The organism is Streptomyces kunmingensis, assembly GCF_039533535.1.
Taxonomy (GTDB): Bacteria; Actinomycetota; Actinomycetes; order Streptomycetales; family Streptomycetaceae; genus Streptomyces; species Streptomyces kunmingensis.
Genome location: NZ_BAAATS010000028.1, coordinates 38,796 through 58,210, shown reverse-complemented (window position 1 = coordinate 58,210; position 19,415 = coordinate 38,796). Strand labels below are relative to the sequence as shown.

Below are 19,415 nucleotides of genomic sequence, written 5' to 3'. Positions count from 1 at the left end.
CCTCCGGTGCCGGCTCTCCGGAAGGACCCCGCATGACCACCTCCACCGCCCCTCTCGCACTCCGGACGGGCCACGTCGGCCTCAGCGTCACCGACCTCGACCGGTCGCTGCCCTTCTACTCCAAGGCCTTCGGCTTCGAGACCCTGGCCGAGGGCACGTCGGACGACCGGCGCTGGGCCTTCCTCGGCCGCGACGGCGAGATCGTCGTCACCCTGTGGCAGCAGAGCGAGGGAGGGTTCGCCACCGCAGCGGCGGGCCTGCATCACCTCTCCTTCCAGGTCGAGTCGCTAGCCGACCTCGCCGCGACGGAAGCCGTGCTGCGCGAACTCGGAGCCGAGTTCGCCCACGACGGGGTCGTCGCGCACGCCGAGGGCGCCGCGTCCGGCGGGATCTTCTTCCACGACCCCGACGGCATCCGCCTGGAGGTCTACGTCCCCTCCGGCGCGGAAGGCGCACCCGCCCCGGCCGGGGCCGAACCCACCTGCGGCTTCTTCTAGACCGCTGGACCGCGAGTCATGCCCGGCACACCTCCCGTACCGCGCCCCCGACCGGACGTGTGAGAAAGCGAGGCAGATCATGGCCATCTACCACGACGGCGAACTGGCGGTGCAGGAGCGGGCAGGTTCGCGTCACGCGGCCGGCACTGTCGCCGCGATCGTCAGAACCGACATCCCCGACGCGGCCCGACTGTTCCTGGCGGCGCAGCCCATGATCGTCATCGGGGCGGCCGACAGCCGCGGTGACCTCTGGGCCTCGGTCCTGACCGGCGAGGCCGGCTTCATCACCGTCACCGGCCCCTCGTCGCTGACCGTGCGGGCCGCGCCTGGACCGTACGACCCCCTCCATGCGGCGCTCGCCGGCACGGCCCGCGTCGGCGTGATCGCCATCGACCCCGGCACCCGACGCCGCATGCGGATGAACGGCACCGCACACCGCACCGCGGAGAACACGCTGGACATCGAACTTCAGCAGGTCTACGCCAACTGCCCGAAGTACATCCAGAAACGGGAGCCGCGATGGCAGTCGGCCACACCCGGCCGGCCTCGGCACGCCGGCGAACTCACCTCCGAGGACATGGCGTTCGTCCATGCGACGGACACCTTCTTCGTCGCCACGGCGGACCTCGAGGGCAACGCGGACGCCTCCCACCGCGGCGGTCACCCCGGTTTTCTCACCGCCGTGGATCCGACCCATCTGCGCTGGCCGGACTACCTCGGCAACTCGATGTTCAACACTCTCGGCAACCTCGAGGTCAATCCCAAGGCGGGCCTGCTGCTCCCCGACTGGGCGACGGGCACCCTGCTCCACCTCACCGGTACGGCCACCGTGGACTGGGACCCGGACCGCGCGGCAGCCCTGCCCGGGGCCCAGCGCGTCGTCGACTTCACCGTCGAGCGGGCCGTTCGCGTCGACCATGCCTCGCCCCTGCGCTGGAGCGCCCCGGAGTTCTCCCGCTTCAACCCCCCTGTGTCCCTTGAAGGAAGCACGGCATGACCGCACGCTCCGGGTCCGCGTGCGCCTTCAGCCGATGAGCCGCAGCTTCGTGGGGCACAGGCCGAGGCGGATCGTCTGGCCCCAGGTCAGCTCGATCGCGTCGCTCTCCATGCCGTCCCCGAAGGCGACTAGCCGCTCGGACTCCACGGTCACCGACAGCCGTGCGCCGGCGGTGAGTTCACCCGCGTTCAGTTGCGTCCCGGTGACAGGCGACGGCCACGCTTCCCGTACGAACCAGGCGAGCCGGTCGTCCGTCGGCCCCGGCAGCCGCGGTTGCGCGGCGCGCTCCTGCCACACCGACCGCAGCCAGCCGGTGGCGCCGGTTCCCGTCCCGATCAACACCCCGGAGGAGGCCTGGGCCTCGACGGCACCCCTGTCGTCGTCGAGGCCCAGGCGGTAGCGGGCGGTGCGGTGGCCTGCCGCACCGACATAGATCTCGTTGAGCGCCACCAGACGCTGACTGTCGTCGGTGACGGCCTCGACCATGGTCAGCTCGTCCGCGCCGGCCGACGCGGAGAAGGCGGCGGGCAGCAGCCGGGCCACGGCCTCCGGGCGGTGGCGCACCAGGACGCCCGGGTTGCGGCCGGGGTCGGCGTCGACCCCGAGCACCGGCTGATCCCCGGCGTACTGCGCGACGTTGGCCACGAGCCCGTCCTGCCCGACCACCACCACGGCGTCCTGCGGACCGAACAGGAAGCGGTCCAGATCCGCCCGCTCCACCTGCGCGCGCCGCCAGTTCAGCGGCACCGCGGCCGACACCTGCGCGAGCGCGCGCCGGGCCCGGTGGTGCCGTTCGACGACCTCGTCGATGGAGCGGCCCCGCGAGGAGAGGAAGAAGGCGGCCTGCCCGTGCGTGCCGTGCCGGGCGACCAACTCCTCGTACTCCGTGGTGCGATGGACCAGGACGGCGCGGGGCGCGAGGCTCATGCTCCCGGCTCCTGCTGTGCCCCGAAGCGCGCGAGCAGCCCGGTCAGCACGTCCGGGGAGACGGTGACGCTGTCGATGCGGGGCAGGTTCTCGGCCAGCCGGGTGCCGGTCAGGGCGTGCAGGGTCGCCACGTCGGCCTCGCCGTGCACGCGCAGCCAGGCCGCCTGTGCCTGGGCCCTGGCCTCGCCGACCTCACGGGCGCCCTCGGCCTCCGCGCGGGCGAGCCGGACGGCCCGGTCGGCCTCCGCGCCGACCCGTACCGCGTCGGCGGCCGCCTTCTCCTCGGCCTCGCGCCGGCTGTTGGCACCGCGCTGCTCGACCAACTGCTCCTCGCGCCGGGCCAGTTCGATCTGGCTGGCCAGTTCGTTCTCGGCGATGGCGCGCTCGCGCTCCACGGCGACCGCGCGCCGCTCGTAGGTGGCGCGGTCCGCCTCCTGCTGGATGAGTTCGCGGGCGGGGGTGCGCAGCGCGCGCTCCACCTCCGGTTCGGGGCGCACCGCCATGACCCGTACCGCGACGATCTCGATGCCGGTGGCGGGCAGCCGCGGCTCCTCGCCCAGGCCCTGGGTGACGCGCTCGCGCACCGCGGGCACGCCGTCGGCGAGGGCAGCGGCCAGCGGGGTGCGGGCGAGCACTTCGAGGGCGTGCTGCTGGGCGCTCTCGGTCAGGAGCGTGGCGAGCTGCTCCAGAGGGGCGCCGCGCCACACGCCCGTGTCCGGGTCCACGGAGAAGTCGAGGCGCTCGGCCGCGACGGCGGGATCGGCGATCCGGTACGTGACCGTGGCCTGCACGGCGACGTCCTGGAAATCGGCGGTGCGGGCGTGGAAGGTCATCGCCAACTCCCGGTCGTCCACCGGCACTTCCGACAACGCGGCCGTCAGGGGACGGAACCAGAAGCTCAGCCCCGAACCGTCGTGCGCGAGCCGCCCCGAGCGGTGGTGCCGTACGTGGGACGTGGGCGCCGTCCGCAGATGACGCCAGCCGAAGCGCTTGGTGATGTCGGCCATGGGAACCCCCTCGATTAGAGTCATCATGACTTTAAATAGGAGCCTTCTTGTCGTCAAGGGGACGACAAGAAGTCGTGGCCGAGCACCGGCCGCAGCCCTCAACTCCGGCTTGCTACGCTGCGCATGCCTCCCGTGGGGGAAGCCGGTGCGAATCCGGCGCTGTCCCGCAACGGTGTACGTGGCTCGTCCAGAGCCACGCCAAGTCCGATCACCCACGGCAGGCGTGCAACCCGTCAACCGCTCGCCGTGGACTGCGAGCAGGGACCCCAGAGCCTCCGGGCCCTGCCGGCACCCTGCACGTTCCGCCGGCGGCACAGCCCGCAGGATGTGCGCCCGCCTTGACCACCGCTCTCTCCGCCCCCGCGGGTGTCACTCGCGGGCGCATACCCACCACCCCACTGGCCGTCGGGCTCGCACTCGTCCTGCTCGTCTCGCTCGCCTGCGGCGTCGCACTCGGAGCCACGGGCATGGGCTGGGGGCACGTACTGCGGCTCATGTGGGCGGGCCTGAGCGGAGGGAGTCTCGCTCCCGACGACGCCGCGGCGTACACCATCGTGTGGGAGATCCGCTTCCCCCGTGTCGTGCTCGCGGCCGTGGTGGGCGCCGGACTCGCCGCGGTCGGCGTCGCGGTACAGGCGCTGGTGCGCAACGCCCTCGCCGATCCCTTCGTCCTCGGCATCTCCTCGGGCGCCGCCGTCGGCGCCAACGCGGTCATCCTGTTCGGCGCCCTCGCCTCTCTCGGCGTATGGGCGCTGTCCCTCTCCGCCTTCCTGTCCGCACTCGTCGCGACTCTCGTCGTCTACGTGGTGGCCCGGTCCCCGCTCGGGCTCAGCCCGCTGCGGCTCGTCCTGACCGGTACCGCGCTCGCCTACGGGTTCCAGGCGGTCACGACCGTCATGGTCTTCGGCGCCGAGCGGGGTGAGGCAGCTCGCGCGGCGATGATGTGGCTGCTCGGCAGCCTGGGCGGGGCGACCTGGCCGAAGGTGCCGCTCGCCGCCGTGACGGTACTCGCGGGCTGGCTGTGGCTCCGGCTGCGGGCCGGCTCGCTGGACGCGCTGTCGATGGGGGACGAGACGGCGGCGGCGCTGGGCGTGCCGCCCGACCGGCTGCGGCGTGAACTGTTCGTCGTGACGGCGGCCGTGACGGGCACGGTCGTCGCGGTGAGCGGGGCGATCGGTTTCGTCGGGCTGATGGTTCCCCACCTCGTGCGCATGCTCGTGGGCGCCTCGCACGCGCGGGTGCTCGCGGTCGCGCCGTTCGCCGGGGCCGTGCTCCTCGTGTGGGCCGACGTGCTGTCGCGGATGCTGCTCGCGCCGACGGAACTTCCCGTGGGCGTGATCACGGCCGCCCTCGGCGTACCCGCGTTCCTGCTGCTCATGAGGCGCGGCGGACTCGCGCTCACGGGCCGCTGAATGCACGGCCGCCGAGTTCACGGCCGCCGAGTTCGCGCGCCGCATCACCTGCCCCGTACACGTACCGAAGTCCGGCTTGAGAGGAAGACACGTGCGACTCGATGTCGAAGGTGTTTCGGTCGAGGTGGCGGGCGCACGGCTCGTCGACGAGGTCACGCTCGACGCGCCCACCGGCTCCTTCGTGGGGCTCGTCGGCCCCAACGGCAGCGGGAAGTCGACGCTGCTGCGATGCGTCTACCGCGCGCGACGCCCCGACGCGGGAGTCGTCAGGGTCGAGGGCGAGGACGTCCACCGCATGACGCCCCGGGCCGCGGCGCGCGTGCTCGCCGCGCTGCCGCAGGAGACAGCGGCGGACTTCGACTTCACCGTCACCGAGGTCGTCGCGATGGGCCGCCTGCCGCACCGCGAACGCAACGCCGCGCGCGACCGGCGGATCTGCCGGACAGCGCTGGAACAGGCCGGTGTCGCGCACCTCGCCGAGCGCGGCTTCCTGTCGCTCTCGGGCGGTGAGAAGCAGCGTGTGCTCATCGCCCGCGCCCTCACCCAGGAGCCGCGCGTCCTCGTCCTGGACGAGCCCACCAACCACCTCGACATAGCCCACCAGCTCGACGTGCTGCGCCGGGTCCGCACCAGCGGGCCGACCGTGCTCGCGGCGCTGCACGACCTCAACCTCGCCGCCGCCCACTGCGACCGGCTGCACGTGCTGCACGGCGGCCGGGTCATCGCCTCGGGCCGCCCGGACGAGGTCCTCTCCCCCGAACTCCTCGCCGACGTCTTCGGCGTCCGGGCCCATCGGGTGCGCCACCCCGGGACCGGCACCACGCAGTTCCTCTTCGACCCCCTGAGCCCCTGACACCCCCGAGCCCCGACCCCTCCTGAAAGGCCACCCGTGCGCAAGCTCCTGCCCGCCGTCCCGCTCGGCCTCGCCGCCGCCCTCACCCTGACCGGCTGCGGCGCCGAGGTCGCATCCGACAACAAGACCGCGAAGTCGCAGGCGGTGACCGTCACCAACTGCGGCAAGAAGGTCACCTACGACACACGCCCCGAGCGGGTCGTCACCAACGATGTCGGCATCACCGAGCTCATGTTCGCGCTCCGCCTGGAGAACCGCATGGCCGGGTACGTCATGCCCGCCGACAAGGGTTCCCTCGAAGGCCTGCCGTACAAGGACGCGTACAAAGAGGTGAAGTGGCTCTCCAAGGACCGCGTCACCAAGGAGGTGGCCCTCGCCGCGCACGCCGACCTCGTCTTCGCCGGCTGGAACTACGGCTTCAACGAGAACGCGCTCACACCCGACGAGCTGCACGCCTCGGGCATCGACACGTATCTGCTCACCGAATCCTGCCGCAATGCCCGCACCAGCACCTCGCGCGGCATCATGCCACCGCTCGACGCGCTCTACACGGACCTGGAGAACCTCGGCAGGATCTTCGGCGTCGAGGACCGCGCGCGGAAACTGATCAAGCAGTACAAGGCGAGGGTCGCCGACGTGCGCGCGAAGGCCAAGGGCGCAAAGAGGCCCTCGGTCTTCCTCTACGACAGCGGACAGGACCAGCCCTTCACCTCGGGCCGCTACGCCGCGCCCGAGCAGATCATCAGCGAGGCCGGGGGCGTCAACCTCCTGCACGACCTCAAGGACTCGTGGACGACGATCGGCTGGGAGACGGTCGTGAAGAGGAACCCGGACGTCGTCGTCATCAACGACTACGGCTCGACGAGCGCGGAGCAGAAGAAGAAGTTCCTGCTCTCCTACCCGCCGCTGCGGAACGTCTCCGCGATCAAACACAAGCGGATCTACACGCTGGACTACGCCGATCTCGTCGAGAGCCCGCGCAATCCGTCGGCGATCGAGCGGCTCGGCGCATACCTGCGCAGCGGTGCCGAGGCGTCCTGACCGACACGTACCTCAGGCGGCGTGTGGGGCCGCGGCGCGCTCAGTCGACGGCGGGAAGGTGACGGGCGAAACGGCGGACGGCGTCGGTGAAGGCATCCGGGTCGTCGAAGTTCGCGAGGTGTCGTGCTCGCGGGATCAGTTCGACGCGCGCCTGCGGATGCGCGCGGGCGAAGTCCGCCTCGTCGGCCCGGAAGACGGTGTCCTTCTCGCCGTTCAGGATCAGGACGGGGGCCTTCACATGACGCATCGCGTTCGCGTCGAAACGGCCGAGCACCTCGTTCCAGGCCGCCGGCAGGGTGTGGAAGGCGTAGCCGGAGCGGATGGTCGCCTCCACCACTTCGCGGGGGTAGAGCCGGCGCAGCAGCCGGTCGTTCCACCGGGTCAGGCGCTCGGCCGGGATGCGCGGGACCAGCGTGGCGCCCCACCGGTAGGGCGCCGCCCGAAGGCCGCGGGTGGAGGCGCTGGCTCCCGCGAGGACCAGCCCGCGCAGGTGGCCGGGGCGGCGCCGGGCGAACTCCAGGGAGGCATATCCGCCGAGTGAGTGCCCGACGATCAGGGCCGGTCCGCGGTCGAGCGAGTCCACCGCGGAAGCGATGATCTCCGTCGCGGCGCTCAGGCTCCAGGGTTCGGCGGAGCGCTCACCGTGACCGGGCAAGTCGACGGCGGCCACCGGGAATTCGTCCCGGAGCGCGGCGAGCTGCGCACTCCACTGGCCCGCGCTGAAGCGCGTCCCGTGGACGAAGACCATGGGAACTCCTGCATCCGCCGCCGTCATCGGTCCCTCCCCTGCCGACCAGTGCTCCCTGGACTGTATCGCCGCCTACTGCACCGCCCCGTCCGGGATGCACACGTACCCGTGGCCCCACGCGTTCGGTTCGACGTGGCTGGGTTCCGCGGAGCGCAGGCAGAAGAGCCACGCCTCGAGATAGGACCGGTTCGTCATGATCAGCTCCTGCTCGCCCGGGTCGGCGTGGGCGAAGCGGTCGTATGCCTCGTCCGACAGCACGACCGTGCCGGTGGCCGGTGCGGGGTCGGCGGCCAGGGCCGGAGCGGACGAGACGACGGACGCGGCCAGGACCAGGACGACGGCGCCGGTGGCACGGGCGGTGGCGGTACGGATGCGCATGTGGGGGTTCTCCCTGCTTCGAGGACGACGGAACGTCGCCTGCTCAACCCCCTGGGCTTCGGGTTGGTCACGGTTCCCCGCCGCCACGCCGACGGCCCGGACGGTTCGACGCCCGTAAGCGCTGTCGTGTACGCCGGTGGCCCTAACGGCCTGAGCGGCCGTCACCACGACTACCGCTGTGGGTAGTTCGGAGTGATCAGCCGCCCAAGGACTTCGTGCGCGCTCTTCGTCAGTGATCGAAACCGAAGTCGTGGTCGAAGTCACGGTCGAAGCGGTAGGCGCCGCCCGCGCTGTAGTCACTCTCCATCGCGGCGAGGTGCGAGACGCCCAGCGGGCCACCCACGTTGGAGCTGGCCATCCCGGCCTGGTGGCCCTCGCTGTGGTAGCTGCCCTCGCCGCTGAAGTCGGGTTCGTCGGCGGCCGCGACAGGGCCGGCCGCCAGGAATCCGGCGACGGTGGCGAGTGCGAGGGCGGATGCGATGCGATGCAGCACTGTTCTCTCCTTCTGGGGAAAAAGCGGGTGATCCCTTACACAAAAGAACGCCACGCGCGGGGCCGCATCTCTTCTGGTCCACATGGCCTATTTACCCAGCGGGAACGCCACCGCCGCCCGCCGGGAAGTCATCTCGTACGAACACCGCGCACTCCATTGAGGATTTCCAGCTGCGGCGACAGCCTTTACATGCGCCTGGCGGAATGCCGGACGCAATCACCGTCGCGTGCCTCGGACCCGTCGGACCGCCTGCTGCCGGACAACTGGTCGGCGACGACCTGGCTCGTCAAGGCCTGGGGCGGGGGCGATCCCGGTTACGACGAGGCCCGGCGCCCGTCTTCAGCAGATCAAGTGCGACAAGACCGATCCGGCCCAACGCCGGATCCTGGGGCCGAGCCCGTCCGATCCGGGCAGCTTCCGCATCGTCCCCGTCAGGGACAGCCACCTCGTCGTCGGCCTGCGCAGGACCGGCTGCGGGTCAGAGTGCCGGATCGAGGTGTACGTGTTCGATGCCTTCGTCCAGGAAGCCGGTCAGGTTCTGGGCTTCTGCGTGGACGGCCTCCTGTTCCTGTGGGGTGAGCGGGCGTAGGGGGCTGATGCGTAGCCGGTCGTCGCGTACCGTCCAGGAAGCGGTGACGCGGCCGTCGACGAGGACCGTACGGTGGCCCGCGACGGACAGGCCGAGGTGTGCGTCGTCGATGATTCGGCTGCGGTCGCGGTAGCCGAGGATGGCGTTGTCGAAGGCCGGCAGGAAGCGGACGGGTGCCGGGGTGTCCGGATCGGGGCGGGGTGCCCCGGGCAGGTCGAGCAGTTCGCGGCCGCGTTCGTCACGGAAGACGACGAGTTCTTCCCGGACCGCTCCGACCGCGGCGGGAAGACCGGCGAGGCCGCACCAGGCGCGCAGGTCCGCGGTGGAGGCGGGCCCGTAGGCGGCGAGGTAGCGACGCAGCATTTGTTGCCCCACGGGGTCGTCGGCCTGCGCGGGCAGGGGGTCGAGGTCCCGGCCCAGCCAGGTGGTCAGGGGCAGGTTGCGCACACCGGCGGTCCGTTGCCAGAGGCCGCGCGGCGGGAGCTGGGCCATGGGGACGAGGGCCGCGACGAGCAGTTCGCCCAGGACCCGGCGCGGTGGGCCGGGCCAGCGGTCCTCGAGGACCTGGACGAGTTCGCGCATGGTGCGGGGCTTCTCGTCGGCCATGGCCGCGCGGCCGGCGGCGGCGACCTCCTCCAGGTCGATGCCGGCCAGTTCACTCCGGTAGGTGCCCAGCACGCGCCGGCGCAGCATGGTGTCGTGGCGGGCTCGCCAGGCGAGCGCGTCGTCGGAAGCGACGAGGTGGACGGTGCGGCGCATGAGGTGGGTGCGCACCACGGTGCGGTCGGTCAGCGCCGCGTCCAGTCGCCCGGGCTCGAAGCCGGCGAGGCGGGACCAGAGTCCGATGAACGGTTCCTGGGGCTCTTGCGCCTGCAGACCGCACAGGTGGGTCACCATCCCGGGCACGGAGGTGCCGCCGTGTGTGTCGCCGCCCGCCCCACCGCGTACGTCGCAGCGTGTGAGCAAGTGCTGGCGGGCGAGCGTGGCGCGGTTGAGAGCGCGGCTGTCGAGTACGGTCATGGCGTCCTCAGGTCCCGGTCGCCGGTCAGCCGTTGTAGGGGGCGGTGACGTCGAGGACCCAGGTCACGCCGAAGCGGTCGGTGAGCATCCCGTACAGCGGCGCCCACTGCGCGGGCTCCAGCGGACGGGCGACGGTCGACCCCTCGGCGAGCCTGCCCCACAGGGCGCTGATCTCCTCGGCGTCGTCACCGCGTACGGAGACGAAGAACGGGTTCTCGCCCTGGTTCCACGGCAGATGCGAGGGCACGTCGTAGGCCATGACGTGGAAGCCGTTGTCGCCGGCCACCTCGCCCCACATCACCCGGTCCGCCTCGTCCTCGTTCTGCACGGCACCCGCGTCCTTGTAGGTGACAGCGACTGTGCGTCCGCCGAAGACGGACCCGTAGAAGTCCAGCGCCTCCCGCGCGGTGCCCCGGAAGTTCAGGTGGGTGGTGGTCGTGACGGCCATGATGTGCTCCTTGCCCGTGTGCGGCAGATCGGTCGGGGTGATGCCTTCGCCGTCGGGTCTCCCGGTCGGCGTGTGTGCCACTATGGCGGGAGTAAAGGACAGGTTGTGTCCTGTACTGCGCCGCGGGACGTGGAGCTTCGGCGAGCGGAGACCCGGCGATCCGGAGACTCGGGAGGCCCTGTGCAGAAGACGTCCTCCAGGTTGCTCGCGCTGCTTTCGCTGCTGCAGACACACCGTGACTGGTCCGGCGAACACCTCGCCGAACGTCTCGACGTCACCTCGCGCACCGTGCGCCGCGACATCGACCGCCTGCGCGAACTCGGCTACCTGATCGCGACCGTCAAAGGACCGGCCGGCGGCTACCGTCTGGACGCCGGTACCCACATGCCTCCCCTGCTGTTCGACGACGGTCAGGCGGTCGCGCTGGCCGTCGCACTGCGGACCGCGGCCGCCGACGCCACCGTCGCCGAGGACGCCGCCCGCGCCCTGGCCACCCTCCGCCAGGTCATGCCCTCCCGCCTGCGCCACCGCATCGACTCGCTGCGCATCACCGCCGTCCGACCGCCCGCGGCCCAGGGCGCATCCCAGGTCGACACGCAGCTCCTGGTGGACCTGAGCCGCGTCATCCACGCCCGCGAGGAACTGCGTTTCGACTACGCCCCGGGGCCGGGCGGCACTTCGGCCGGCAGCCCCCGCCGCGTACACCCGCACCACCTGGTCACCCGGTCCAGCCGCTGGTACCTCGTGGCCTGGGACCTCGACCGCGAGGACTGGCGCACCTTCCGCGTCGACCGCCTCCGGCCCCGCACGCCCACCGGCCCCCGCTTCGAGCCCCGCGAACTCCCCGGCGACAGCGTCTCCGCCTTCCTCACCAGCCGATTCCGTGGCAACGACGGCACCACCACCGACTGGCCGTGCCGGGGCGAAGTCGTCCTCCGGCTCCCGGCCGCCGACGTCGCGCCCTACGCCCAGGACGGGATCGTCGAGGAACTCGGGCCCCAGCGCTGCCGGCTCACCCTCGGTTCCTGGTCCTGGACCGGACTCGCCGCCGCCCTCGGCCACTTCGACACCGACATCGACATCATCGGTCCGCCCCAACTGCGCACGGCATGCGCAGAACTCGCCGCCCGCTATGCCCGCGCAGCGACCCCGAACACCGCGGACGCGCCGGCACCGGAGACCGATCCGGCACCCTGAGGACCTCGCGGAAGCGGCCCGACCGCCCGAGCTTCAGGCCCCCAAGGCTTCGGACTTCAAAACTTCGGGCTTCAGGGATCCAGGGCTTCAGGGCTTAGCCGACGGTGTCGTGCCACCCGTCCGATCGCCGAAGCAGACGGCCGCGTCCTGCCCCGGGACGACGGCGCGCGCGGCTGCGGAACCCGTCTCGTGCGCGTCGTACAAGGTGCGCAGCGCCGCGGTCAGCCGCGCGGCGGTGTCCGCGTCGAGCGGTGCGAGGAACGCCGCCTCCGCCTCGACGCGGGCCCGGTCGGCGTCGCGCAGACAGGTGCTGCCGGCTTCGGTGAGGGTCACGACGTTCCGGCGGCGGTCCCGGACGCTGCGGTGTCGCTCCACGAGACCCTTGCCCTGAAGCCCGTCGATGACGGCGACCATCGTCGTCCGGTCCATGCCGATCGCCGCCGCCAGCTCGTTCTGCGACCGCTCGGCGCCGTCCGCCGCGATCACGGAGAGCACGCCCAGCTCCTTGGGGTGCACGTCGTACGGGGCCAGCGCCTCGCCCAGCAGGTCGGCCAGGCGCAGATACGCGTGCTTCATCAGGTAACCGAGCCGTCGGGTGAGCAGGTCGGCCAGTCCGACTTCGTCCGTCATGCCTGATAGCGTATCCTCTACCTGATAATCAGCACCACTGACGATTCCTCGCCGGGCCACCGACGCCCCGGCCCCGCACTTCACCTCCCTCAGCTTCTCGTCTGCATCGCCATCGCGCCCGCGGCCCGACCTGCCGCAGTACGGCGCCCGGCTCCGTCCCGCAGGACGCGGCACACGCAGCACACGCTTCAGGCATCACTCAGCACACACCACACACTTAGCAAGGAAGCGACGTCCTCGACATGAGCGACTCCATATCCACCGGCGCCACGCGGACGGCGCCGGCCTCCCACTCCCCCGCCGCGGTGGAGGCACCCGACCCCCGGCGCTGGTGGGGGCTGGTCATCATCGCCCTGGCCCAGCTCATGGTGGTGCTCGACGCGACCATCGTGAACATCGCGCTGCCCTCCGCCCAGACCGACCTGGGCATGACGGACGGCAACCGCCAGTGGGTGATCACCGCCTACACCCTGGCCTTCGGCGGCCTGCTGCTGCTCGGCGGCCGCGTCGCCGACCTCGTCGGCCGCAAGCGCACCTTCATGATCGGCCTGGTCGGCTTCGCCCTCGCGTCCGCGGTCGGCGGCGCCGCGACCGGTTCCGGCATGCTCTTCTCCGCCCGCGCGGCCCAGGGCGTCTTCGGCGCGCTGCTCGCGCCGTCCGCGCTGTCCCTGATGACGACGACGTTCACCGACCCGCGCGAGCGCGGCAAGGCGTTCGGCATCTACGGCGCGCTGGCCGGCGCGGGCGGCGCCGTCGGTCTGCTCCTCGGCGGCATCCTCACCTCGTACCTGAACTGGCGCTGGTGCCTGTACGTCAACATCCCGATCGCGATCATCGCGGTCATCGGCGCCAAGATCCTGCTGCACGACCGTCCGGGCCACAAGGACGTCCGGCTGGACGTGCCCGGCGTCATCCTGGGCTGCGGCGGTCTGGTCGCCATCGTGTACGGCTTCTCCGAGGCCGAGCCGCGCGGCTGGAGCGACTCGCTCGTCGTCTCGCTGCTGATCGGTGGCGTCGCGGCGCTGGTGGCGTTCCTCCTGTGGCAGGCCCGGGCGAAGTCGCCGCTGCTGCCGCTGCGCATCCTGCGTGACCGCAACCGCGTCGGCTGCTTCCTCACGATGGGCCTCGCCACGATCGGCATGTTCGGCCTGTTCCTGTTCATGACCTACTACCTGCAGGGCATCCTCGGGTACTCGCCGGTCAAGACGGGCCTGGCGTTCCTGCCGATGTCCGTCGCGATCATCTTCGGTTCGACGCAGGTCTCGGCCCGGCTGCTGCCCCGCGTCCAGGCCCGTGCCCTGATGGTGCCCGGCATGCTGCTCGCCGCGTGCGGTCTGCTGATCCTGACCCGGCTCGACGTCGACTCGGCGTACGCGACGCACATCCTGCCGGCCGAGCTCATCATGGGCCTCGGCATGGGGCTGACGTTCATGCCGGTCTTCTCCACGGCCACGCACGGCGTGCGCCCGCAGGACGCCGGCGTCACCTCGGCCATGGTGAACACCTCGCAGCAGGTCGGCGGTTCGCTGGGCACGGCCCTGCTGAACACCATCGCCACCTCGGCCACGTCGACGTACATCGCCAGCCACCTGACCGACCCGTCGAAGAGGGCGGAGGTCGTCGCCTCCGGTGTGGTCCACGGCTACACCCACGCGATCGGCTACGCGGTCATCGCCATGCTCCTCGCCGGCTGCGCGGCGGCCCTGCTGGTCAACGCCAAGCCGGTACGCCACGGCGCGCACTGAGCACCGTGAAACCGCCCCCGCCTGTGTCGCGACGCAGGCGGGGGTCAGCATGTGCGGTACTCCGTGCGCCGGTGCCACGGCCACCGTCGATCGTTCGGGGCGGCGCGGTCCGCACGAGCTCACCCCCGCGATCCCTACGGCTGAGAGCTCCACAGCGAGCGCGTGCCCAATTCGGCCACGTCCAGGGCCAGTTCGGCGTACATCGCGTTGGCCCAGGAGAACCAGGGGCGGGTGAAGCGGCCCGGGTCGTCCTTGTGGAAGGACTCGTGCATGGCGCCGGTCCCGGCGGTGGTGTCGGTCAGGGTGCGCAGGGCGGTGAACCGTTCCCCGGCGTCGTTCCCGGTGAGGGCCTGTACGGCGATCGCGATCGGCCAGATGTGGTCCGCGGGGGTGTGCGGGCTCCCGATCCCGGTGGCCGCGGACCCGCTGTACCAGGTCGGGTTGGACGGGGAGAGGACGAAGCTGCGGGTCGCCAGGTACCGCGGGTCGGTGGTGGGGATGTTCGCGACCAGAGGCAGCGAGAGCAGGCCGGGCATGTTGGCGTCGTCCATGAGGAGCGTGTTGCCGCGCCCGTCCACCTCGTAGGCGTAGATCGTGCCGAACTCGGGGTGTCGGACCGTTCCGTGGAGTGCGACCGCCGCGCGTAGTTCCGCCGCCAGTTCGAGGGCGTCCTTGGCCAGCGCCGTGTCCTCAATCTGGTGTGCGAGTTCGGCGGCGCCCTCCAGGGCGGCGGCCGCGCACAGGTTCGCGGGCACGTTGTATCCGTAGGCGCAGGCGTCGTCGCTCGGCCTGAAGCCGCTCCAGGTCATCCCGGTCCGGGCGACGGGAGTTCCTCGTCCCGCGTCGGGCAGCGTGTCGCTCTCGGGGCCGGTGAGCCGGACGAAGCGGTAGGACGAGGAGTGTTCGTGGTCCTGCTCGGTGCGCCATGTCGCGATGGCCGTACGCGCTGTGCCGGCCGCCCGTGCGAGGTGTTCGGTGCGTCCGGTGGCCCGCCAGAAGCGGTGGGCGAGCAGGAGCGGGAAGGCGAGGGAGTCGACCTCGTACTTCTCCTCCCACACCCAAGGGTCGTCGCACAGGTCGTCTGGATCGTGTGCCCGGCCGGAGGGCTCGGCGTTGAACGCGTTGGCGTACGGGTTGTGGCCGATCTGCCGGAACTGGCGCCGCAGCACGGCGAGCACGAGTTCTTGCAGGGGTATGTCGTGCCGCATGAGTGCCAGGTAGGGCATCAGCTGTGTCGTCGAGTCGCGCAGCCACATGGCGGGGATGTCGCCCGTCACGACGAACGCGGTGCCGTCGGGCATCGCGCGGATGGTGCGGGCCAGGGTGTCGTCGAGGCAGCGCACGAGTGTCTGCCCGAATCGTGGATCGCCGAGCCGGTCCAGGCGCTGGACCGCCTGCCGGACGATCGGGTTCGCTTCGACGCTGGTGGGAAACTGCATCGTCAGCCTTTCGTCGGCCGGTCCGGCCGGCCTTGGGGCGCTCGGCGCCCGTCCTACGCGATGCCGTGGCGCAGGATGCGGGTCGGGACCGTGACGCGGCGCGGGGCGGGAGGATCGCCGTCCTGGAGGCCGAGGCGATCGAGCAGCAGGCGTGCGGCCTGGCGGCCGATCTCGTCGGCGTCGTAGGAGACGAGGGTCAGGGGCAGCCCGAGGACGTCGGACAGGTCGAAGTCGTCGAAGCCCGCCAGGGGCAGGGTGGTGCCCGTTTTGTAGAGCGCACGGATCGCACCCTGGCTGATGCGGTTGTTGGTGCAGAACAGCGCGGTGGGGCCCGCGGATCCGCGCAGGAGGTCGAGGGTCGCCGCCTCCGCCGTCGCGGCGTCGACGAGGCCCTGCCGGATCAGGGCGTTCTCCGGCTCGATCCCGGCCTCTTCATGGGCGGCCCAGAACCCGCGCAGCCGCTCCGCCCCGGTGTAGAGCGCGGGCGGGTTGCCGAGGAAGGCGATGCGGGTGTGCCCTTCCGCCAGGAGGCAGGCGGTGGCCCCCCGGGCTCCGTGGAAGTCCTCGACCAGCACACAGTCGGTCTCCAGGCCGGCGGGCGGCCGGGCCGCGAGGACGACCGGGACGTGGCGCATGGCCGCGGCCAGATGCTGCTGCCGGCTTCCGGAGGGGACGACGATGAGCCCCTCGACCTGGTGGTCGATGAGGCCGTCGATGAGGCCGGGTTCTCTATCGGCCTGTTCGTCGGAGTTGCTGAGCAGCATGCGGAAGCCGTACTCCGTGGCGACTTCCTGGACTCCGAGCGCGAGGCGCGAATAGAAGGGGTTGGCCAGGTTGGTGACGACGAGTCCGATCATTCCGCTGCCGCCCAGGCGCAGGCTGCGCGCGGTCTGGTTGCGGCGGTACCCGAGCCGGTCGACCGCGGCGAAGACCCGTTCGCGGGTGGCTTCGGACACGCCGGGATCGTCCTTGAGCACCCGTGAGACGGTCATGGCGCTGACCTGTGCGAGTCTCCCGACGTCCTGCATGGTCGGCCCGCCGCCTCGGCGAGCGGTCATGCGCCTCTTCCTTCCTGTGCCGGTCTGCGCCGGTGCGCCGGTCCTCGTGGCGCGCCCGGTGTGTGCTGGGCCCAATGGGCGGCCCCGATCAACGGGGCCTCCGCGGGCTGCCGGGCCGGCAGGAGCGACACATGCGTCCTGTCGGTCAGCGTCAGCCCTGTGCCGAGCGCGGGGTGGATCAGGTTCCACGACTGGGCCATGGAGCCCCCGATGACCACCGCGGTGGCTTCGAAGCGGTCGATCCACGGGGCCAGGGCCCGGCCGAGGGCGTCGAAAGCGTAGCGGAAAGCCTCGCGCGCCGCTGCGTCGCCTTCCGTGGCCAGCGCGGCGATCCGGTCGACGTCGGGCCGCTCGTGATCCTGCGTCAGCGACGCGAGGCGGGCGTAATGGGCGCGGATGGCCTGGCGCGACACGGTGTCCTCGAGCGGCCTCCCCCGCAGGGTCAGCCGGTGCACGTGTCCGCTCGGCGGTATGTCCGGGCCGTCGTCGACGGGCCGGCCGGCCGACAGGAACGCGGACCCCACCCCGGTGCCCAGCGTCAGACAGACGGCCCGGTCGTGACCGGCGGCGGCGCCCGCGCGGTACTCGCCGAGGGCGAAGGCGGTGGCGTCGTTGAGGAAGCACAACCGCTCGGCCCGGTCCGCCATTCTCTGCCGCAGACCGGCCCCTACGTCGACGCCGTCGAGGGAGTCGAACTTGCCGACGCCGGTGAAGCGGCCGATCCCGGTGGCGTAGTCGAAGGGGCCGGGCACGGCCACGCCCCAGTGCGGCCGGTGTCCGGCGGGCAGTTCGAGAGCCGCCCGCGCGACGGTGTCGAGGATGTGCGGAGCCTCGGCGTCCGACTCCAGGCGCCGCCGGATCACGGAGGACGGGAGGGGGCGGCCCGCTACGGGATCGACGAGGGCGGCGGTGACGTGCGTGCCTCCGATGTCGAGCACCGGGACGGGGGTGCGGTCCCCCGGTGGGTGGCCTGTGGTCACTGTTCGACCACCAGGGCCTTGACGATGTGCACCTCGTCGGAGCCCGCGGCCCGGATGCGGTAGGCGCCGACCGCGGCGGGCACCGTGAGGGTCTCGGCGTACGCCAGGAAGTGGGTGCGGCCGTCATGGGTCTCGATGACCGCGCCCCGGCCCGCGGCGACGTTGAGGATGTGGAAGCGGCCGGCGGTGTCGTCGGGGGCGCTCGTGTCCGGGTCCAGGACCAGGCGGTGCACCGCGTAGAACATCTCCGGCAGCGCGCCGATGACCTCTTCGCGCCAGCCTTCCCCCTCGCGCAGCGTGCGGGGCTGCTGGACCAGGTCCTTGGTCACGTCGTCGCCGCGCCGGGCGGTGTCCAGGTTGGCGAAGCCGTGCTCGTAGGGCAGGGGCCGGGAGGCGCCGGAGGCGTCCTTGCGCAGCCAGTCGTAGAGCCGCAGGGAGTACAGGTAGGGCGTCGCGCTCACCTCCAGCACCAGGTTCCCCGCGCCGGAGGCGTGCGGAGTGCCCGCGGGGATCATGAACAGTTGGCCGACCGTGGAGTCGTGGGACTGGACATGGTCCTCGACCGGCAGGGGGGTTCCCTCGGTGATGGCATCCTCCACCTGGCCGCGCAGGATGTCGGCATCCGCGTGCTCGGTGAGGCCGAGGAGCACCCGGGCGCCCTCCTCGGCGGCCGTGACGTAGTACGTCTCGTGCTGCGTGTACGGCCAGCCGAACACCTCCCGTATGTACCGCTCCTGCGGGTGGAGATGGAGGGACAGATTGCCGCCGCCCATGGTGTCGAGGTAGTCGAACCGGATCGGGAAGGACGTGCCGAACCGGCGGTGCACCTCCTCGCCGAGCATGTCCTGGGGGTGTTGCACGCACAGCAACTGGAACGGGACCTCGATGTGCGGCCCGCCCTCCCCGCCGACGAGGACGCCCGCCTCCGGGGCGATCAGCTCGTAGCCCAGTGCGGTGTTGCCGGCCTGGGGCGTGAAGCCCAGTTCGCTCGCCGCCCACTGTCCGCCCCAGGGGGTGGAGTTGAAGTACGGGCGTGTGCGCACCGGGCCCCGGGCGAGGTGTGCCAGGGTGGCGCGCAGTGCGGCGCCGTCCAGCGAGGCCGGCGCCGCCGGGTCCTGCACATCGATCCACCGGTCCACGCGGCCCGCGATCGCGTCGCGGTGCCGGTCCAGGACCGGCCAGTCGGTGTAGAACAGGCGCACCAGCCGGCCGGGCTCGCGGGGGCTGCCCAGATTGACGCCCGTCGGCAGCTCTCCCCGGGCCACGGCGGCTTCGGCGTATCGCTTCGGCAGGTCGGCGTACCACAGCAGATCGGGGCCGCACAGGGACGCGCCCGGCCCGTACACCAGCAACACAGTGTCGCCCAGGGGCCGTTCGGGCTGCGGGACGGCGTCGAAGAGGTCCGCGACCTGTGCCTCGGACAGCGGGGTGAAGAACGGATCGCCGGCCGGGACGGGCTCGGCGGCCATCCGCTCGCCGGCCGACGGCGCGTAGTGCTCGCGCACGTCCAGCACCTCGGCCCGGCGGCCCGCCCCACGCAGCGCGGCGGTGACACCGCCGGCCAGGGCGTCCCAGTCCAGCGCGGCGGGACCGTCCACGGACAGGACGAGCGGGCCGGGCGGCAGTGTGCCCACCGCGGCCGGCCAGTCGGCGGACACCTGTCCCGCTGCGGGCTGATAGCTGGGGTGGCGGTCGTACGTACGCGTCGCGGGCACATCTGCTCCTTGCTCGGCTCCGGGTTAGTTAACGATAACAGCGCCTGTCCGAAGCGGTCCAGCCCTCTGTACGTCCTCAACATATGCCCGATTTTGCGCCTCTGACCTGCGCATTCAATTGCATCTGCATCCACGGCCGCGATGTTTTCGCGCGCGACCCTTGATACCGCTCGGATGGTGTCGTTAACCTCCACGCCAAGCGCACTCGGCGATACCGGGTGCCTTCTGGGTCCACGTGTGC

At 71.7% G+C, this 19,415-nt stretch carries 19 protein-coding genes and 1 riboswitch; of the genes, 7 read left to right on the top strand and 12 right to left on the bottom strand.

Going from position 1 to position 19,415, the window contains the following annotated elements:
* Nucleotides 1–32 precede the first annotated feature (32 nt).
* Both ABD366_RS31070 and ABD366_RS31065 read left to right on the top strand, forming a co-directional pair.
* Complete coding sequence (locus ABD366_RS31070; RefSeq protein WP_324767996.1) at nucleotides 33–497, top strand: VOC family protein; 465 nt, start codon at nucleotides 33–35, stop codon at nucleotides 495–497.
* Between the two features lie 79 nt (nucleotides 498–576).
* A complete protein-coding gene (locus ABD366_RS31065) occupies nucleotides 577–1,494 on the top strand; it encodes a pyridoxamine 5'-phosphate oxidase family protein (RefSeq protein WP_324767995.1) in 918 nt (305 codons plus the stop codon).
* 27 nt (nucleotides 1,495–1,521) lie between these two features.
* Here the strand turns inward: ABD366_RS31065 and ABD366_RS31060 are convergent, their stop codons facing one another.
* Together ABD366_RS31060 and ABD366_RS31055 are read right to left on the bottom strand one after the other, a co-directional pair.
* Nucleotides 1,522–2,421: an NAD(+)/NADH kinase gene (locus tag ABD366_RS31060; protein ID WP_324767994.1), complete on the bottom strand. Its 900-nt coding sequence runs from the start codon at nucleotides 2,419–2,421 to the stop codon at nucleotides 1,522–1,524.
* Nucleotides 2,418–3,428 carry an SPFH domain-containing protein gene (locus ABD366_RS31055; RefSeq protein ID WP_344442887.1) on the bottom strand — a complete coding sequence of 337 codons (1,011 nt, stop codon included), beginning with the start codon at nucleotides 3,426–3,428 and terminating at the stop codon, nucleotides 2,418–2,420. The genes ABD366_RS31060 and ABD366_RS31055 overlap by 4 nt, the downstream gene beginning before the upstream one ends.
* 113 nt (nucleotides 3,429–3,541) lie before the next feature.
* A riboswitch (cobalamin riboswitch) is annotated at nucleotides 3,542–3,662 on the top strand.
* Between the two features lie 104 nt (nucleotides 3,663–3,766).
* Here ABD366_RS31055 and ABD366_RS31050 point away from each other — a divergent pair.
* The 3 genes from ABD366_RS31050 (at nucleotide 3,767) to ABD366_RS31040 (ending at nucleotide 6,734) form a co-directional block, all read left to right on the top strand.
* The gene (locus tag ABD366_RS31050; protein WP_458860728.1) at nucleotides 3,767–4,840 is read left to right on the top strand and encodes a FecCD family ABC transporter permease; all 1,074 of its coding nucleotides are present in this window, start codon (nucleotides 3,767–3,769) and stop codon (nucleotides 4,838–4,840) included.
* Between the two features lie 91 nt (nucleotides 4,841–4,931).
* Nucleotides 4,932–5,693 carry an ABC transporter ATP-binding protein gene (locus tag ABD366_RS31045; RefSeq protein ID WP_324773201.1) on the top strand — a complete coding sequence of 254 codons (762 nt, stop codon included), beginning with the start codon at nucleotides 4,932–4,934 and terminating at the stop codon, nucleotides 5,691–5,693.
* Between the two features lie 36 nt (nucleotides 5,694–5,729).
* Nucleotides 5,730–6,734, top strand: coding sequence for an ABC transporter substrate-binding protein (locus ABD366_RS31040; RefSeq protein ID WP_324773203.1), 1,005 nt, complete (start codon nucleotides 5,730–5,732; stop codon nucleotides 6,732–6,734).
* 40 nt (nucleotides 6,735–6,774) lie between these two features.
* Here ABD366_RS31040 and ABD366_RS31035 read toward each other — a convergent pair whose 3' ends face one another.
* The 5 genes from ABD366_RS31035 to ABD366_RS31015 form a co-directional block, all read right to left on the bottom strand.
* Nucleotides 6,775–7,509 carry an alpha/beta fold hydrolase gene (locus ABD366_RS31035; RefSeq protein ID WP_324773205.1) on the bottom strand — a complete coding sequence of 245 codons (735 nt, stop codon included), beginning with the start codon at nucleotides 7,507–7,509 and terminating at the stop codon, nucleotides 6,775–6,777.
* 45 nt (nucleotides 7,510–7,554) lie between these two features.
* Nucleotides 7,555–7,860, bottom strand: a complete 306-nt coding sequence (locus ABD366_RS31030; RefSeq protein ID WP_324773207.1) for a hypothetical protein — start codon at nucleotides 7,858–7,860, stop codon at nucleotides 7,555–7,557.
* Nucleotides 7,861–8,089: 229 nt separating this feature from the next.
* Entirely contained in the window at nucleotides 8,090–8,353 is a 264-nt protein-coding gene (locus ABD366_RS31025) for a hypothetical protein (protein WP_324773209.1), read from the bottom strand.
* A 478-nt stretch (nucleotides 8,354–8,831) separates the two neighbouring features.
* Nucleotides 8,832–9,962: a winged helix DNA-binding domain-containing protein gene (locus ABD366_RS31020; protein WP_324773211.1), complete on the bottom strand. Its 1,131-nt coding sequence runs from the start codon at nucleotides 9,960–9,962 to the stop codon at nucleotides 8,832–8,834.
* A gap of 25 nt (nucleotides 9,963–9,987) precedes the next feature.
* Nucleotides 9,988–10,410, bottom strand: coding sequence for a VOC family protein (locus ABD366_RS31015; RefSeq protein WP_324773282.1), 423 nt, complete (start codon nucleotides 10,408–10,410; stop codon nucleotides 9,988–9,990).
* Between the two features lie 180 nt (nucleotides 10,411–10,590).
* On the opposite strand from ABD366_RS31015, the gene ABD366_RS31010 reads away from it, so the two are divergent.
* On the top strand, nucleotides 10,591–11,607 hold the full coding sequence (locus ABD366_RS31010) for a helix-turn-helix transcriptional regulator (RefSeq protein WP_324773212.1): 1,017 nt from the start codon (nucleotides 10,591–10,593) through the stop codon (nucleotides 11,605–11,607).
* 87 nt (nucleotides 11,608–11,694) lie between these two features.
* Here the strand turns inward: ABD366_RS31010 and ABD366_RS31005 are convergent, their stop codons facing one another.
* Nucleotides 11,695–12,237, bottom strand: coding sequence for a MarR family winged helix-turn-helix transcriptional regulator (locus tag ABD366_RS31005; RefSeq protein WP_324773214.1), 543 nt, complete (start codon nucleotides 12,235–12,237; stop codon nucleotides 11,695–11,697).
* Nucleotides 12,238–12,479: 242 nt separating this feature from the next.
* Between ABD366_RS31005 and ABD366_RS31000 the strand changes: the two genes are divergently transcribed.
* The gene (locus tag ABD366_RS31000; protein WP_324773216.1) at nucleotides 12,480–13,982 is read left to right on the top strand and encodes an MFS transporter; all 1,503 of its coding nucleotides are present in this window, start codon (nucleotides 12,480–12,482) and stop codon (nucleotides 13,980–13,982) included.
* Between the two features lie 134 nt (nucleotides 13,983–14,116).
* Here ABD366_RS31000 and ABD366_RS30995 read toward each other — a convergent pair whose 3' ends face one another.
* From ABD366_RS30995 to ABD366_RS30980, 4 genes are read right to left on the bottom strand one after another with little or no spacing between them, the layout of a single operon-like run.
* Nucleotides 14,117–15,421: a glycoside hydrolase family 125 protein gene (locus tag ABD366_RS30995; protein ID WP_324773218.1), complete on the bottom strand. Its 1,305-nt coding sequence runs from the start codon at nucleotides 15,419–15,421 to the stop codon at nucleotides 14,117–14,119.
* A gap of 53 nt (nucleotides 15,422–15,474) precedes the next feature.
* The gene (locus ABD366_RS30990) at nucleotides 15,475–16,479 is read right to left on the bottom strand and encodes a LacI family DNA-binding transcriptional regulator (protein ID WP_324773220.1); all 1,005 of its coding nucleotides are present in this window, start codon (nucleotides 16,477–16,479) and stop codon (nucleotides 15,475–15,477) included.
* Nucleotides 16,476–17,459: an ROK family protein gene (locus tag ABD366_RS30985; protein WP_324773222.1), complete on the bottom strand. Its 984-nt coding sequence runs from the start codon at nucleotides 17,457–17,459 to the stop codon at nucleotides 16,476–16,478. The genes ABD366_RS30990 and ABD366_RS30985 overlap by 4 nt, the downstream gene beginning before the upstream one ends.
* Nucleotides 17,456–19,174 carry a class I mannose-6-phosphate isomerase gene (locus ABD366_RS30980; protein WP_324773224.1) on the bottom strand — a complete coding sequence of 573 codons (1,719 nt, stop codon included), beginning with the start codon at nucleotides 19,172–19,174 and terminating at the stop codon, nucleotides 17,456–17,458. Before ABD366_RS30980 ends, ABD366_RS30985 begins: the two co-directional genes overlap by 4 nt.
* Nucleotides 19,175–19,415 lie beyond the last annotated feature (241 nt).

Excerpts from the sequence above, each read along its gene's own strand:
- ABD366_RS31070 (WP_324767996.1), top strand. The coding sequence starts at position 33 with ATGACCACCTCCACCGCCCCTCTCGCACTCCGGACGGGCCACGTCGGC.
- ABD366_RS31065 (WP_324767995.1), top strand. The coding sequence starts at position 577 with ATGGCCATCTACCACGACGGCGAACTGGCGGTGCAGGAGCGGGCAGGT.
- ABD366_RS31060 (WP_324767994.1), bottom strand. The coding sequence starts at position 2,421 with ATGAGCCTCGCGCCCCGCGCCGTCCTGGTCCATCGCACCACGGAGTAC.
- ABD366_RS31055 (WP_344442887.1), bottom strand. The coding sequence starts at position 3,428 with ATGGCCGACATCACCAAGCGCTTCGGCTGGCGTCATCTGCGGACGGCG.
- ABD366_RS31035 (WP_324773205.1), bottom strand. The coding sequence starts at position 7,509 with ATGACGGCGGCGGATGCAGGAGTTCCCATGGTCTTCGTCCACGGGACG.
- ABD366_RS31030 (WP_324773207.1), bottom strand. The coding sequence starts at position 7,860 with ATGCGCATCCGTACCGCCACCGCCCGTGCCACCGGCGCCGTCGTCCTG.
- ABD366_RS31020 (WP_324773211.1), bottom strand. The coding sequence starts at position 9,962 with ATGACCGTACTCGACAGCCGCGCTCTCAACCGCGCCACGCTCGCCCGC.
- ABD366_RS31015 (WP_324773282.1), bottom strand. The coding sequence starts at position 10,410 with ATGGCCGTCACGACCACCACCCACCTGAACTTCCGGGGCACCGCGCGG.
- ABD366_RS31005 (WP_324773214.1), bottom strand. The coding sequence starts at position 12,237 with ATGACGGACGAAGTCGGACTGGCCGACCTGCTCACCCGACGGCTCGGT.
- ABD366_RS31000 (WP_324773216.1), top strand. The coding sequence starts at position 12,480 with ATGAGCGACTCCATATCCACCGGCGCCACGCGGACGGCGCCGGCCTCC.
- ABD366_RS30995 (WP_324773218.1), bottom strand. The coding sequence starts at position 15,421 with ATGCAGTTTCCCACCAGCGTCGAAGCGAACCCGATCGTCCGGCAGGCG.
- ABD366_RS30990 (WP_324773220.1), bottom strand. The coding sequence starts at position 16,479 with ATGACCGCTCGCCGAGGCGGCGGGCCGACCATGCAGGACGTCGGGAGA.